Consider the following 14,861-nt stretch of genomic DNA (forward strand, 5'->3'; position numbering starts at 1 on the left):
CGCTCCTTTTTGCCTTCCTTATACATCACATTAAACAATAAAAGATTGAATTTGCAGGCCGTCTTATCGGCTTCTGAAAGGGGAAACGAATCCCTTGCCTGCTTAATATAGGCAGCCTATAAGTCCCCTGAGCAAATGTTGCTTTATGCATTGCGCATGATAATCGTCTCAATCGTATTCGCTACATCTTGGCAGCTATCCGCAATCCCCTCAAGCATTTCATAAATTTCTTTATGCTGAATAATTTTGATTGGATCTTTCTCTGTCACAAACAGCTGTTTAATTGAGGTTCTTAGTAATTCATCACATTTTGATTCATAATCTTTAATTTGGATGGCATGCGTTCTCATCTCCAGTAACTTTTTCTTTTGTAAGAGTTGGAGAGCCTTAGAGATTTCAACTGTGCTTTGGTATATAAAATCAATAAACTTCTCGATATATTCATCAATATTCCTAAACGAAAACATTTCATAATAAGCTGTACATTCTTCAAGACCATCAACGATGTCATCCATTTTCATGGCAAGCTGAAGAATATCTTCACGTTCAATTGGCGTAATGAACGTTTTGTTTAACAATACAATTAATTCATGAATATAGGTATCCCCTCTGTTCTCGTATTCCTTCATAACAGAAGAAACTTCTTTTAGTTTGGTGATATGATCAATTTCCAAATTATTTAAGTAGTAAGCCGATTCTTCTACATTTTTTGCAATAGAAGAAAGCAACTCAAAAAACACATCTTTTTTGGATCCAAAAGGCATAAAAAAACCCCCACAGAAATATTTTCGCACTTTATCCATGCCTAATTTTAAACCTAGTTGTGAAAATTACAATAAAAATGCTTTCTGCAGATAATGAACGCGTGTTTTTGGATTTTATGCAAATCAATAATTTTAAACAAAAAATAAACAAAAAGTTCCCTTTTATCTTCACGGACGTTTCAGAAACAGGTAAATAAATGGATCAAACAGGGTACAGAGGGAAAGCCCATTTCACTGCCTGATATTGAAAGAAAAGCAATCAAGCAATTAATCGTTGCGTTACAGCACCATAAAGGCCTGACTCTAGTAGAAGCAAAAATTCAAGACGGAATGGAAGTCGTTGTTCAGTTATAGTACCTTATCACTCATCATCCATCTCCTTTTGACATAATTTATGCCAATTATAACCATAGACATAATTTATGTCTTGTATAGGATGGAGGATTTTATACATCGCCATTCGTTAGCCGAAAAGTAAGATAAAAAAGTCTGTCCCACCATTTCTGAATAGACCGCAAAAATGACGTTTATTGAAAGGACCCGTCACCAAATCCCTTGATTTTTTCGGATTTTCATGACGGGTCCTTTTAGGAGGATGGCTCAAATGGTATGCCTTTTATACCTTTTGAGCCATCATCTTACTTATCTTTGCAGCAGTATGCTCCCCCTGCTCGATAGGACCACTTTTCATTGATGTAGGTTCATTCGCTTGATGATTAAGAAAGATAAATATGGCTATAATGATGCAGGTAAGCAATCCCCATATCAGCATAATGGTACCTTTATTCACCTGGATTCCTCCCAAAATCGTTTTGTTAGAGTGTATGTCCCATTAAACTGAAACATTCAATTCTTTACGTATAAGCTCGTTCAAGATGAAAAAAACAGAAAGGTACAAATAGAAGAAGGACCGGTGACAGAGATTAAAAGCTTAAGCTGGATTTATTTAGAATAAAAAAGCATTACCACTTGTTGTGGTCATGCTATTAAGTCCTGCAGGTAAAGGATAACCCATCCTTTTTCCGATTTTGCCCATCATCCAAACATGCCGCGCTTTGCGGCACCACAAATTATAGAAGAAATTCTGTTCTTCCATGGGAGCTAATAAGATCATTTTCACTTATTTTTCAAATACATAAAGCTTTCCGTTCTCTGGCGTTTTCATCTTAGGGCCTTTAAATCCCCTTTTTAAAAGTTCCTTCCTCATGAACATCATCAAAGCGCCATGGCTCACAATAAGGATATTTTCGTCGCTTTGTGACAGGATATCGTCTAAAATAGCCTTTACCCGTTTTTCAACGTCTGCTTTCCTTTCTAATTGTGACTTGTGCTTTAGCAGCCATGCCATTCTTATTAAGATTGGATACAATAAAAAAGGTAATTTGATATCTCTCTTAAAGAGGGGATATATCTGAACCTCCCTTAATTCTTTCATTTTAATAATGTTGCCGTCATAGATGGTTTCAGCCGTTTTTGCCGCTCTTGGCAAATCGCTTGCAAAACATCTTTTCCACTCGATGCTGCCCAAACTCGTTTCGCCAACTTCTATATCTGATGCTTCATATTCATCAAGCCATTGAAACAATTCCTTTTGTGTGACAAATCTTTTTTCCGGGTATCCCCTTTTCACTTTAAAATGCCGCACTAAACCTATTTTCATCATTTTTCTCCCTTCCTACAGAGAATAAATCTAAAATTTTCACTAGAATAATAGTATGTCACCCTCTTATTAATCAAAGCTACGTCGAGTTATTCCCCATATTGCCGAATGCACGCATTACATACTTATCGTTCTTCATTCCTAAAACCGCCTTTCTGAAATAGTTATAACTTTACATGGAACAATCATTCGTCATTTAACGATTCATGATTCCCACCTCCTTATATGTAACCGCAAAAAAGCATAAAAAAAGCGCAGAGACACTATTCTCCCTGCGGCATAAAATGTATAAGGATAACAATGCAGTTACTTATTCATCTCCACGGCGGTCGAATATAGGGGCATATAAACTTGTGAATAAGACATCAACTTTTTGTGTCATCATTTTATCCGACCCCCTTTTTGAATAATTCGCAAAAATGGTAATTATATACATATTTTAAAGTAAATGTAACATATTTTCATTAACAAGTTCAATATAAAATCAGCAAATCCTCATTTGATCACTGACTGAACGAGGACAAAAGAAACCAACAAACCACAAGCGGAAGCGCTATCACATCATGTAAAACCGGTATGGCAACCTGTGTAGCTCCATATAGAAAAACAGCCGGAATCCCAAAGTAAAAACAACTTTTTAATACTCCTATTTGCCGCACATCAATATATGTCAATATTTCCAGATCAAAAAGGGTATTGTTTTTCCTGAATATGTAGCTTTTTGAATCGGGGAATTAACTTAAATGAGACAAATGCCTATCTTTATATAGCCTAGCTTCCTTGCTTTTTCCCACACATACCTTATAAGAGCCAGGTACTTCGAAAAGAAAAGAAGGTGAAAATATGCGCTTGCCGGTTCCTGTTGTCTCTGTTTCTGCCCCTGTAATCGTAGCCCCGGTGATCGTGCCTCCTGTAGTTGTACCTTCAGTTCCTGTAAGTCCGGTCATTGTACCTCCCGTTCCGAAAGCTGCCGCTCCAATCCCCGGTCTTCCTTTCAGCGCGGTTCAAACATATCCTTATATATATCAACAGGGATACCCTTTTACCCAGTCTGATTACGGAACCGTCATTTACCCTGGCCACGGAAGCTATGCTTACGGAACGAATGTCACTTACTTCCCGGACATGATGTTTCCTATGTGAAGGATTCTCTTCTTTGCCCTCCATCCTCCATATGGAATATCATTAATCGATCATACGTTCACTAAAAGAAAGGGATGTACTAGTGAATCCAGTAAGAAACATTTTTACTGAAAAAAACCGGCATAAAAATCCTTGATTTTAGATTTCTCACGCCGGTTCTCTTGGAAGAGATGACTCAAAGGCATCGTTTTCTATCTTTTGAGTCATCTCCATTCGTCTTTATATGATGGAAGGCTACATATCAACTCCGCCCGATAACAGCGCCTCCACTGTCGGCACATCCGCAGGTGCCCACTCTAATGTTTTTAACTCCTCAAGAGGTACCCATTTCAATCGTGCGTGTTCTTTCGCTTTGGGAATCCCCTTTGCAATTTTTGTTTGATATGTAAGCAAATTCACAATAACTCCGGGATATTCGTGGACCACATCTTCAAGTAGTCCGTGCACTTCGACTGTACATTCTAGTTCTTCTTGAATTTCTCGAACAAGAGACTCTTCAGGTGTTTCTCCGTCTTCGATTTTTCCGCCTGGAAATTCCCATAAGTTGGGGAGGGACATTTGCGGCGAACGTAATGCACACAACACTTCCCCTTGATCGTTTATCGAAACGGACCCGACTACTTTTATTATTCTTGTCATATCATACGACCCTCCCATCGCTGCAACATTGATAAGCCTGTTCAACCCTTTTTGAATTTCCTCATGCTTTGCCTAATATTTGCATCTCCGCCCCTATTATACAATCATTTATCAGAAATGTTCGTTAAACAGCCCCTCTGTTCCATTGGAAATCATCACATTCCCCCATGGATTGCATTGTTTTGTATGGATTTGTGGTAGTACCGGTGCAGCATATGACCGTAAAATGAGGCCAGCACCTGTTGAAAGAGAATTCCAAGCACAACAGGAACAGCTACCGCGGCAGGAAAATAAGATACAGCCAGGACAGCCCCTGCACTAATGTTTCTCATTCCGCCCGTAAATGTTAAAACGACAATTTCCTCTCTCCCCCTTTTCAGCCACGTACCGACCAGCCAAGAAAACAAATAACCTGAAAAAGAAAGCATGAATACAACACAAGCAATGGAGACAATTTTTTTATCTATATGGCTTAAATATGGTGCAACGACTGCACTATTCAACATCACAACAGCCGCAAGCCCGATTTTAGAGAAGGGAGACAATCGAACTCCGAGCCTATCTTTCACCTCTCCATCGGTAACTTGGTTTAACACCATGCCCAAAATCGAAGGCAGCACGACCATAAAGAACAAGCCTTGCATCATCCCCCAAACATCCATATGGACTTTCTCTCCTGCCACTAATGACAAGCTGTACGGCACAATGAAAGGGGAAAGAAAGGTATCAATTAAAATAATGGTCAAGGCCAGCGGAATATTTCCCTTATGAATGGATACCCAAATGAAGCTTGTAATTCCTGTCGGGATCACAGCAGCCAAAAACAATCCCGTGATCGTGAACATATCGCCGCTGAACATGACATGACCCAGCACCCATGCCCAAAGAGGCATAAAGATATGTAAAATAAACAAAGCGACGAACATCGAAAAAGGATGAGAAATAACCCGTGTCAGCGCTTGGAAATTGGAACTTAAACTTCCTGTAAAGGTCATAAAGGCAAAAATCCATGGAACTAAAAAAGCATACGCTTCAAACCCATCGGCAAGCAAAACGCCGATCACCAGACTTGCCGGTGTAATAACTGGCATGGCCCTTTCCAGTAGATGATTCATTTTTTTCAACATTGTTCTCACACTCCCGCCAGCTCATTCCAACTACAAAAAAGCGGAACATCCCGAAATAATAGATGTCACAATTTTACATCAAATTTCGGACATTGGATAGATTCTATTTCCTGTCCCTTGCAGTGCAACGTTAAGGGGCTGAGAAACCTTGATGATTTCTCAGCCCTTAAAAGAACCTTTTTACATCTTAATTATGAACTTCTTTTCCTGAATGGCCGCTAAATTTGCCAATAACAATCACTAAAACAGCAAAGACGATCGGCAAAGCAAGATGAAGGTTAGGGTTGATTCCCTCAATGATATGCCCGATTGCCTTGTCTTTTAACATCATTTCCCCAGCGGTATAACCCAATAATCCAGCTCCGATGATGACGATAATAGGGAACCTCTCCATAATCTTCATTAAAAGCTGGCTTCCCCAAATGATTAGCGGAATACTGATAATCAATCCGGCAATAATGAGAACAATATTTCCATTAGCTGCGCCAGCGACAGCGACGATATTATCAAGGCTCATAACTAAATCAGCCATAATAATGGTTTTAATAGCGGAAGCAAGACTTGAGCCTGCTCTAACATTCTCTCCCTCTTCGTCCTTTAATAATTTAATGGCAATCCATAGAAGCAAGAGTCCTCCTATGAAATTCAAGAATGGAATCGTTAATAAAAATACAGCTACAAATGTTAAACCAACCCTTAGCACAACGGCCCCTAATGTACCGAAAAAGACCGCTTTCTTTTGATGTTTCTCTTCTAGGTTTCGACAAGCCAACGCAATCACAACGGCGTTATCACCGCTTAGAACGATGTTAATGAGAAGAATTTCTAGAAGATTTAATATAAATTCACTAGCCATAACACAAATCACCTTAATTCTTTTTTATTATGTAAAGTCAATAAATATAGATACTGTACTCGACATATACCCTATTATACATTAATTTGTCATCCCTTTCTCTCACATATGTACATACTAAGTATTTCCTTTTTCCATTCCGAAAGTTTCAACATATATCCCCTTAAAAAGAATTTACATATATGCTTTTTCTCTTTGTAAAAGATAAGCTGGCCATGGATCAATATAAGGAACACCCATTATAACGAAAGAATATCCTAAAAATCGGAAAGCCAGCTAAACAGCTGACTTTCCGATTTTTTTGTCGCCAAATACATAGGGCTTAACAACCCTCAAACAGCCATTGTTTACGGTGGACTGCTGGGAACAATAAGCGGTGTGGCCGGTGGATTGGCAGCAACGGATCCTAAACTCGTGCCTTACGGTGCCATGACAGCTACATTTTATACAGGTCCGGGCTGTCTTTTAGCGCCATCCGTGTTATTCCTCATTACGAAATCGATATTTGGATAAAGCCTGTGATGAAAAGAGAACAAATGCAAGAGGGTGTCCCAAGCTATGGCACCCTCTTGCATTTAGGAACATTCACATTATTACAGCTCTGACGAATCGTTACCCATGGAATGGAATTGACGATCATGTTGACAGTTTTCACATAGATGAAGCGAGCTTGTCATCATTGATTCATTCTCTTGGTTTTCCATTTCTTCCTCACGTCCGCAAACTTCACAAACTCTCATCCATTCACCTTCTTTCTATCAAAGATAAAAATGGTTTTAACTTTTTATATCCCTTGAACCTTCCTTCTGGTCGATTTTGAAACCGATATCGGCAATGGCCTGTTGAAAATCGTGGTAAGATGCCGCTTTTTCATCATAACTGAAGATGGCTTCACTATCGTTTAAACTTATGTGCGCTCCCCGTACTCCCCACACTTCATGAAGGGCACGGAGAACCTTATCAGCATCATGCTGGGTGACCATTCCACCTACTTTAATAACCCCTGTTTGCAATTTTGATTCATCCATTCCTTAATGAACCTCCCTCTGCTCATGGTGAAACACTTCACCCATTCCTTGCAAAAATTCAACCATTGTGGACAATGATGCCCTTACGTCGGGATTGCGTATGCTTTTTCCAAGCTGCCATAGACTAGCATCCTCGCCTTTCTTAATATTTTCCGCTGATCGTTCAAGGCCATGGCTGAGTCCTTGGAAAATGGTTTGTAATTGATCGGGATTTACTGAACCTAAAAATTTGAATGCGCCCATGGCATTTTTAATCGTGTTATGCATCGACGGCTGATTTAACTGTTGAATGGCAATATACGCCACATCACTGCGTGCCTTCAATAGTCCATCTACGGCATTTAGAGCTCCCATTTCATGGAGATTTTTCAAGATGTCCAGTGTGACCATGATTGCTTCACGGTTATCGGCAAGCGCTTTTACGATATCCGTAATCGCCTGTGCCTGTTCTTCTTCCTTGTTTGGAGCTTTTTTGTTAATTTGCCTGATAGCCTTCGCCATATTCATCCCCCCTTACTTCAAACAATTCTGGAATTGGCGTGAAATCCGAACGTTTCCACTTCTCCTCGACCTTGACGCTGATTTGCGGCATACGGTTCCCGAAGCGGTGGTTTTCCCTTGGCAGCGGCGGCTCTCCCTGAGCTTCCAGGATTTCCATTTTCACACCCATTTCCTTATAGTTCGGTGTATGTGTAACCTTGTCGTGATAGCTGCTTGTTAGGCGGTTAACAGCTTCACGCTCCTCCCGTGTATTCATCGTTAAATACAGTTCGTTTCCTGCTACTCGATCTGTGACGATCGCTCTTACCTCAACATGGCCGTACGGTGAGGTTAGGCGCACTAAAGCACCATCTTCAATACCGCGTTCTTTTGCCAGCTCATGGGAAACCTCCAGCCATGGTTGAGGTACTTTATGTGTAAGCCCTTCAGATCGGTATGTCATGTTTCCTTCGTGGAAATGTTCAAGCAATCGGCCATTATTCAAATGTAAATCATATTCTGCACCCGCTTCAAAAGGCGGTGTCCAGTCAACAGGATGAAGCCTTGCCTTGCCATCTGGTAAAGCAAACCGTTCGGTATATAAAAGCGGAGTGTCTGTACCGTCTGCAGCAACCGGCCACACTAAACTTCCCCACTTTTCCAACCGCTCATAGCTTACACCGGCAAAGATAGGAGCAAGGCTGGCGGCTTCGGCCATAATTTCACCCGGGTGCTGGTAATTCCAATTTGCCCCAAGCCGGTTCGCCAGCTCCTGGAAAATCATCCAATCCGGCTTTGAATCTCCAAGCGGCTCAAATACTTTATAAAACCGTTGAATCCGGCGTTCCGTATTGGTAAACGTTCCATCTTTTTCAGGGCTTGGAGCCGCAGGCAACACGACATCGGCATATTGGGCCGTTCTGCTGAAGAATATATCCTGTACGACAAAAAATTCGAGTTTTTCAAACTCCTCCTCTACATGATTCGAATTAGAATCAACAAGGGCCATCTCCTCCCCAAACAAGTACATTGCTTTTATTTTTCCATTTTGGACCCCTTCGATCATTTGGTGGTTATTCAATCCGGGTTCTGCAGGAAGGGAAACACCCCACGCTTTTTCATACCGCTCCCGAACCTTTTGATCTTGAATAGGCTCATAACCCGGGAACCATGCCGGCATTGTCCCAAAATCACAGGCTCCTTGAACATTATTATGTCCTCTTAATGGATAGGCCCCAGTCCCGGGGCGACCAAAGTTCCCTGTAATTAACAATAAATTACAGATGGCAGTACTCGCGTCTGTTGCCCCCATATGCTGGGTAATCCCCATCGCCCATAACACGCAAGCTGATTTCGCTTCATGAATCATTGTTGCAATCTTAATTAATTCATCTTGACTCAAACCGGTTGTTTCTTCTGCATAGCTTAGTGTAAATTTCTCCAATGATTGAATATATTCATCAAGGCCATTGACTCTATTTTTCAAGAATTCTTTATCTTCCCAGCCCTGATCCAAAATATATTTCGTCACGGCAGAGAGCCATATCAGGTCAGTACTAGGTTTAGGGCGAAGAAAGAGATCGGCTCGTTGGGCCAATTCATGTTCCCTTAAATCTACGACAAGTAATTTTTGCCCGTGCAGCTTATGAGCTCGTTTAACCCTTGTCGCCAACACAGGATGGGACTCGGCCGGGTTGGCGCCTATCACGATGACCAAATCTGATTGCTGGATATCCCTCATTGTTCCGGAGTCTCCCCCGAGCCCGACTGTACGCATGAGCCCTGCCGTTGCCGGAGACTGACAGTATCTGGAGCAGTTATCCACATTATTCGAACCCATGACAGCGCGTGCAAACTTTTGGAACAGGTAGTTTTCCTCGTTTGAACATTTTGATGAAGCAATATATCCGATTGATTCGGGGCCGTGTTGTTCCTTGATTTCCGTAAGCTTTGTAGCAATTAAATTAAGCGCCTCACTCCATGTTGCTTCAACAAATTCATCCCCTTTACGAATCAGAGGTTTTGTTAAGCGTTCCTCGCTGTTGACAAAATCCCATCCCCATTTTCCTTTTACACAAGTGGAAATTCCATTGACCGGTGCATCGACTGTAGGCTGGATTCTTAGAATTTGACGATCCTTTGTCCACATCTCAAAGCTGCAGCCGACACCGCAATAGGTACAAACCGTTTTCGTACGTTTAATACGCGCTTGCCTCATTGCCGCTTCCATTTCTGAAATCGCAAAAATCTCTCTATAGCCGGGCTCTACTTCTTTTGTTAAGTCGATCATCGGCTCTAAAACTTTGGGAGGAATTGCCGTTAAATAGCCTGCTTCCCCCAGCATCGATTTTTCCATCAGGGCATTACAAGGGCAGACATTCACGCAATGTCCGCACGACACACAGGAGGATTCATCAATCGGAACATCATTGTCCCAAATAACCCTTGGAACCTCGCGATTCCAGTCGATCGTTAACGTTTCATTTACCTGCAGATCCTGGCAGGCTTCGACACATCTGCCGCACAAAATGCACTGATCCGGTTCGTAGCGATAAAAAGGATGCGAATTATCGGGAGGATATGGTTTGGCTTCGAATTTATATGCCTGATGTTCAATCTCCATATGTTCCACTGTATTGTGAAGAGTGCAATTCCCATTGTTATTATCGCAAACCGTACAGTACAGCTCATGATTTTTTAAGATGCGGAACATTGCTTCATACTGGGCATCCTTAACCGGTTTGGACAATGTATCGATTTTCATCCCCGGCTCCACCTTTGTCGTACAGGCACGGACCAGTTCCCCTTCTGCATTTACAAAGCATGTATCACATGTTTGAATCGTTCCAAGATTCGGGTGATAACAAATGCTTGGAACAAAAAAATCCTGGGACTGGGTGACATCTAAAATGGTTTGTCCAGATTTAGCTGTATATTCTTTTCCATTAATCTGTATCTGAAATGATGATTCGTTCATATTCTTACCTCCTTATTTTCCGATTTTTCATCTGATGAAGCTTGTTCTCACTCGATGCAGCTGGCGTTGTATACCCTAAATAGGCTATCCAATATGCCATCGCCACAAACATGCTCCCTCCTATAGCATTTCCAATAAATACTGGAATAAAATTAGAAATATAGTCTGCCCAGCTGAAATGACCGGCAAAAATGGCGGCAGGAATCACAAACATGTTTGCAACTACGTGCTGAAAACCGATGGCAACAAATCCCATAATCGGAAACAATATAGCAAGAATTTTCCCGCCGATATCTTCTGCACCATATGCCAACCAAACAGCTAAACCAACCAACCAGTTGCACCCAATGGCAGAGAATAAACTCTCCCAAAAATCTTCTCCCAATTTTGCTTGGGCAATCGCGACAGTTTTCGTTAAATATGGACCTGCTTCTATCAATCCGGCGACATGCCCAAAACAATACGCCACAAACAGAGCTCCAATAAAGTTGCTAATCGTGATCCAAAACCAATTTATCAAGAGTTGTCTAATAGTCACTTGTCTTGATAAGCATGCTATCGACACAGCCATCATATTTCCCGTCAACAATTCCCCTCCTGCAATAATGATTAAAATAAGACCCACCGGAAAAACTGCCGCACCTAAAAATGTGCCAAATGTTCCCCATTCTTCCGGTAAATCAGCTACAACTCTAATATCTAAGAGATAGCCCAGTGAAATAAATGCTCCTGCTAGAAACCCTAAAATGAGCATACTGCCAAGCGGCAGGGTTGCTTTTCGAGTACCAGCTTCCACCGCTAATTGTGCAATACGCTGTGGGCTGTGAAATGCCATATATTTTCCCTCCTATCTCATTCCATTATTAATATTTACCTTTTTAAGAATTTAATAAATGGGAGTCCATATAAATTCTTCAGATGAGGATATTGGACCGCCTTAAGGCATGGGAACGATGAAGTTTTGTTATAAATTTTTATGAAAGCTCCTCTATTTTGGAGATACTATTAGAGAAAGAAATGAAGAAAGAAGGTGTTCGTATAATGGAAAAAGAAAAACTATTCCAGCGTATACAATCCATGATTATTTCCTCGTCAAAAAATCCAAAGTATATGTCTGTGTCTACGGTAAAAGTGGCTGACATATTTGGTGTTAAACCATCTGAAATCGAGAAAGGATTACAGGAGCTAATTGATGAAGGCCGGTTGCGTAAATCAAAAATAACGGAATCTCCGAACCATGAGGTTTATTTGTTGCCGTGAAATGCGGATAAGCATCCCAAAGTGGTGAGAAAAATAAATGATATAAATCCCATTTAATTTTTTAACCTCTGGCATCAAGCCTTCTTCTATTTGCACTTTTCTGTTCTCTCACCTTAAGAAGGCTTACAAAGCTCAAATCATTCGACATAAATGCTTTTTATTTATGTCGAATGATTTGGTTTATGTGGATTTATATATTTTGCAGCCTAGAAACCAGCCCTGCTTTTTATGAACCAGGGATATTACCGAAAACCGATACAAATGTATACACAATAAGCATGAAAACAAGACTGTTCAACAATGCAAACAACACAAACCATTCTTTATCCACGACGTATGTTTTTAACAAAAATAAATCGCCGAGCGTCAGAATCAAGGCCTGTCCTAAACCAATCGTCGCGAAGATTAGAAAGCGGCCGAAATAGATTTGATAATTTCTGTACATTTTTTCTTTGTCTACTACGTCCGCTGATAAAAGAGAAGAAAGAAGCAGCGCCCCTACCCATAAAGATAAAGTTGTAAAAAACGGTGAAATGGCCGAACCATAGTTTGGAATATGATAGAGTGACGTTTCTTTTAACACAACAGGCTCCTTAAAGAAATCACTTTGCCTTTCTGTATCATTTTTCAAAAAGTCAATAAAAGGCTTGACTCCCTGGCTGTTGTTTTGGCTTTTTCAACTGCTTGCTTAATGTTAGGGGTAATTTGTGTATCGTACCTGCTTAAAACATCTTCAAGCAAGGAAGCCGTGTTGCTTGATAATTGATTAAGTCTGTCAAGGATAGTCGCAGCCGGTTGTTGTCCTCTGCTCAAAGCCGTTGATACTTGTGTACCGATCTAAAAATGAGTCCCTTCACTCGTTCAATGCTCGGCAAATTCCGCTCAAGCTCAATCCCAAGCTCATTAAAGATCGTAAAAATCGTTCGTGTTGATGTTTTTATAAAATTTTTCGAGATGGTCTCGACAATGCCTGTTGCTCCCTTTCCTGTTATTTTCGGAGCAACCGCGTTGATTTTTTCATTTACATAGTAATAGAGTACCGGTTTTTGCGGCTCATCTGTTAAAATGGTTGTGATTTTTTCGGAAAAATCTTGAGGAATGACAATGCTGGCATAATAGTCGCCATGCTTGACTCCCCTGATCGCTTCCTTTTCACTGACAAACGTCCAGCCGAGAGCCTTGTTTTTCTTTAACGATTGTACAACTTCCTTACCGATGTTAATCGATTGTCCTTGAAGTGTTGCGCCTATATCCTGGTTGGACACGGCTACAGCTATCCCCTTTGTATTGCCATATGGATCCCAGGAAGCTTTAATATTGAACCATGCATACAAGGACGGCAAAATCATAAGGCCGATGATAAGAGCGGCTGCAGCCCAGTTCGTGAAAATGTTCCGCAAATCATTTTTATAAATGTGAACAATATGTCCCATCATTGAATCACCTATATTTATGTTCTTCAACAATGCCCTTCCTCATTCTCTGATCCATTCATTATTTCACTCCCATGGCTCTCTCTGTAATTAACAAGCATAAAAATCTTCATTCTTCAAAAACTAAAATGACTACGTTTAGGGAGTGAATAAACATGGATGCAAGAAGAGTAAAGCAAATCCTCTCATCACCTGCCGATATTGAAGTCAAGTATAATGGGACACCTGTTTGGATCGACAAATTGAATGAAGACGGAAGAACGGCCACTGTCCATTTAAGAGGTCCGTTAGAAGAGCGCACTATGGTGGAAATCGGCGAGTTGACAGAAGGGTAAACACAACACAAATCCGAACAAAGAAGGAAACCGCCCTGTTGATCCGTTACATGGCCAGGATGGCTTTCTTCTTTCCATTTAATTCTGCATCCTGCTTAATTACTATATCCCGCCTTTTTGTTTACATCATTTAATTATCGTAATTTATTGTTTCTCTTGATTGCTTGACTTTGTATGTTTACATACTAAAAATTGGATAAATAGATCTCGAATATAATCCTTTCATACAATCCAACCCCACTGATAACGGGCAAATTCGAATGATTTGAATGAAAGTAAGAACACAGCACAAAATACAGGTATAAATAGAAAGGGGATTTGACATGAAAAAAAATCATGGAGAAGATTTATCCAGATTGATTCAAAACGTGGAAAAAAAGCGAAGCAATGCATTCCCGGAGGAGTTCACCAGCCCGGATCGGCAAACCGAGATTGCACGTGAACGAGAAAAAGAAATAACGGCAGATTAAATGACTACTCTAAGGAGTAGTCATTTAATCTGCCGGAAGAAGAGATGGTTTAACTCACACAAGTCACCTATTTTTACGATGTGTATAGTCTAAAAGGATTTTTATTCATTTGTCTGTTACTCCACCAACTGCCTCGTTTCCATAAACAGCGCATGAATGAATTTTTTCATATTGATCCGGCTTTGGTTGGCATGCTTTTCATCTTTATGCAATAAAAAAAGAGCATCGATATCGATGCTCTTTTTTTATTGCACGAACCTAGTACTTGAAATATTCAAAATATAGAGAAGCGGGTGATGAGAATCGAACTCACGACATCAGCTTGGAAGGCTGAGGTTTTACCATTAAACTACACCCGCATTTTTATAACATTTCTTCGCTTTTCTTGATTGTCCAGCTGCGGCTACTAATCTTTCGGTCGTTTCACTTCTGCCCATGAAACCAAAGAGCGGTTTCCCTGTCAGAAGCTCCAACGCCTCTCAAGATTGAACAGTCGCCTTCGCTTTTTGTATTGTCCAGCTGCGGCTACTAATCTTTCGGTCGTTTCACTTCTGCCCATGAAACCAAAGAGCGGTTTCCCTGTCAGAAGCTCCAACGCCTCTCAAGATTGAACAGTCGCCTTCGCTTTTCTACATTATGGCGCGCCCGACAGGAGTCGAACCCATAACCTTCTGATCCGTAGTCAGACG

General features: G+C 40.8%; 17 protein-coding genes, 1 tRNA gene and 2 pseudogenes. 5 read left to right on the top strand and 15 right to left on the bottom strand.

All coding sequences use genetic code 11. The features are described from left to right. Positions 1-143: 143 nt before the first annotated feature. The 3 genes from ACFOU2_RS17220 to ACFOU2_RS17230 all read right to left on the bottom strand — a co-directional run bounded on the left by ACFOU2_RS17220 (position 144) and on the right by ACFOU2_RS17230 (position 2,424). Positions 144-764 (bottom strand): DUF47 domain-containing protein, encoded by a 621-nt coding sequence (locus ACFOU2_RS17220; protein WP_377917256.1) that lies wholly within the window; start codon positions 762-764, stop codon positions 144-146. 616 nt (positions 765-1,380) lie between these two features. Further along, positions 1,381-1,554: a hypothetical protein gene (locus tag ACFOU2_RS17225; protein ID WP_377917258.1), complete on the bottom strand. Its 174-nt coding sequence runs from the start codon at positions 1,552-1,554 to the stop codon at positions 1,381-1,383. Positions 1,555-1,884: 330 nt separating this feature from the next. Further along, complete coding sequence (locus ACFOU2_RS17230) at positions 1,885-2,424, bottom strand: histidine phosphatase family protein (protein WP_377917260.1); 540 nt, start codon at positions 2,422-2,424, stop codon at positions 1,885-1,887. A gap of 843 nt (positions 2,425-3,267) precedes the next feature. On the opposite strand from ACFOU2_RS17230, the gene ACFOU2_RS17235 reads away from it, so the two are divergent. Then, complete coding sequence (locus ACFOU2_RS17235) at positions 3,268-3,567, top strand: hypothetical protein (protein WP_377917262.1); 300 nt, start codon at positions 3,268-3,270, stop codon at positions 3,565-3,567. A gap of 234 nt (positions 3,568-3,801) precedes the next feature. Here the strand turns inward: ACFOU2_RS17235 and ACFOU2_RS17240 are convergent, their stop codons facing one another. The 3 genes from ACFOU2_RS17240 to ACFOU2_RS17250 form a co-directional block, all read right to left on the bottom strand. After that, the gene (locus ACFOU2_RS17240) at positions 3,802-4,206 is read right to left on the bottom strand and encodes a (deoxy)nucleoside triphosphate pyrophosphohydrolase (protein WP_377917263.1); all 405 of its coding nucleotides are present in this window, start codon (positions 4,204-4,206) and stop codon (positions 3,802-3,804) included. A gap of 155 nt (positions 4,207-4,361) precedes the next feature. Beyond that, positions 4,362-5,333, bottom strand: a complete 972-nt coding sequence (locus ACFOU2_RS17245) for a bile acid:sodium symporter family protein (protein ID WP_377917265.1) — start codon at positions 5,331-5,333, stop codon at positions 4,362-4,364. Positions 5,334-5,520: 187 nt separating this feature from the next. After that, entirely contained in the window at positions 5,521-6,189 is a 669-nt protein-coding gene (locus tag ACFOU2_RS17250; protein ID WP_377917267.1) for a TerC family protein, read from the bottom strand. A gap of 300 nt (positions 6,190-6,489) precedes the next feature. Between ACFOU2_RS17250 and ACFOU2_RS17255 the strand changes: the two are divergent. Further along, positions 6,490-6,702: pseudogene (locus tag ACFOU2_RS17255) on the top strand (malonate transporter subunit MadM); the annotation flags it as partial. Positions 6,703-6,782: 80 nt separating this feature from the next. Here the strand turns inward: ACFOU2_RS17255 and ACFOU2_RS17260 are convergent. From ACFOU2_RS17260 to ACFOU2_RS17280, 5 genes are read right to left on the bottom strand one after another with little or no spacing between them, the layout of a single operon-like run. After that, complete coding sequence (locus ACFOU2_RS17260) at positions 6,783-6,929, bottom strand: hypothetical protein (protein WP_377917269.1); 147 nt, start codon at positions 6,927-6,929, stop codon at positions 6,783-6,785. A 36-nt stretch (positions 6,930-6,965) separates the two neighbouring features. Continuing rightward, entirely contained in the window at positions 6,966-7,217 is a 252-nt protein-coding gene (locus tag ACFOU2_RS17265) for a heavy-metal-associated domain-containing protein (protein WP_377917271.1), read from the bottom strand. A 3-nt stretch (positions 7,218-7,220) separates the two neighbouring features. Next, positions 7,221-7,718 (bottom strand): DUF1641 domain-containing protein, encoded by a 498-nt coding sequence (locus ACFOU2_RS17270; RefSeq protein ID WP_377917273.1) that lies wholly within the window; start codon positions 7,716-7,718, stop codon positions 7,221-7,223. Next, complete coding sequence (fdhF, locus tag ACFOU2_RS17275) at positions 7,693-10,674, bottom strand: formate dehydrogenase subunit alpha (protein ID WP_377917275.1); 2,982 nt, start codon at positions 10,672-10,674, stop codon at positions 7,693-7,695. The genes ACFOU2_RS17270 and fdhF overlap by 26 nt, the downstream gene beginning before the upstream one ends. A 4-nt stretch (positions 10,675-10,678) precedes the next feature. Beyond that, positions 10,679-11,509, bottom strand: coding sequence for a formate/nitrite transporter family protein (locus ACFOU2_RS17280; RefSeq protein ID WP_377917277.1), 831 nt, complete (start codon positions 11,507-11,509; stop codon positions 10,679-10,681). Positions 11,510-11,715: 206 nt separating this feature from the next. On the opposite strand from ACFOU2_RS17280, the gene ACFOU2_RS17285 reads away from it, so the two are divergent. Next, positions 11,716-11,934 carry a hypothetical protein gene (locus ACFOU2_RS17285; protein ID WP_377917279.1) on the top strand — a complete coding sequence of 73 codons (219 nt, stop codon included), beginning with the start codon at positions 11,716-11,718 and terminating at the stop codon, positions 11,932-11,934. 226 nt (positions 11,935-12,160) lie between these two features. Here the strand turns inward: ACFOU2_RS17285 and ACFOU2_RS17290 are convergent, their stop codons facing one another. The 3 genes and pseudogenes from ACFOU2_RS17290 to ACFOU2_RS17300 form a co-directional block, all read right to left on the bottom strand. Further along, entirely contained in the window at positions 12,161-12,517 is a 357-nt protein-coding gene (locus tag ACFOU2_RS17290; RefSeq protein ID WP_377917281.1) for a hypothetical protein, read from the bottom strand. A gap of 44 nt (positions 12,518-12,561) precedes the next feature. Then, on the bottom strand, positions 12,562-12,747 hold the full coding sequence (locus ACFOU2_RS17295) for a hypothetical protein (protein WP_377917283.1): 186 nt from the start codon (positions 12,745-12,747) through the stop codon (positions 12,562-12,564). Between the two features lie 23 nt (positions 12,748-12,770). Further along, a pseudogene (locus ACFOU2_RS17300) lies at positions 12,771-13,367 on the bottom strand (YhgE/Pip domain-containing protein); the annotation flags it as partial. 155 nt (positions 13,368-13,522) lie between these two features. Here ACFOU2_RS17300 and ACFOU2_RS17305 point away from each other — a divergent pair. Further along, the gene (locus ACFOU2_RS17305) at positions 13,523-13,702 is read left to right on the top strand and encodes an H-type small acid-soluble spore protein (protein WP_377917285.1); all 180 of its coding nucleotides are present in this window, start codon (positions 13,523-13,525) and stop codon (positions 13,700-13,702) included. Positions 13,703-14,025: 323 nt separating this feature from the next. Then, positions 14,026-14,172: a hypothetical protein gene (locus ACFOU2_RS17310; RefSeq protein WP_377917287.1), complete on the top strand. Its 147-nt coding sequence runs from the start codon at positions 14,026-14,028 to the stop codon at positions 14,170-14,172. Between the two features lie 288 nt (positions 14,173-14,460). On the opposite strand, the gene ACFOU2_RS17315 is transcribed toward ACFOU2_RS17310, so the two are convergent. After that, positions 14,461-14,531 (bottom strand) — tRNA-Gly (locus tag ACFOU2_RS17315). Between the last annotated feature and the right edge of the window lie 330 nt (positions 14,532-14,861).

It is taken from the genome of Bacillus songklensis, assembly GCF_042649685.1.
GTDB classification, from domain to species: domain Bacteria; phylum Bacillota; class Bacilli; order Bacillales; family Bacillaceae_H; genus Bacillus_BA; species Bacillus_BA songklensis.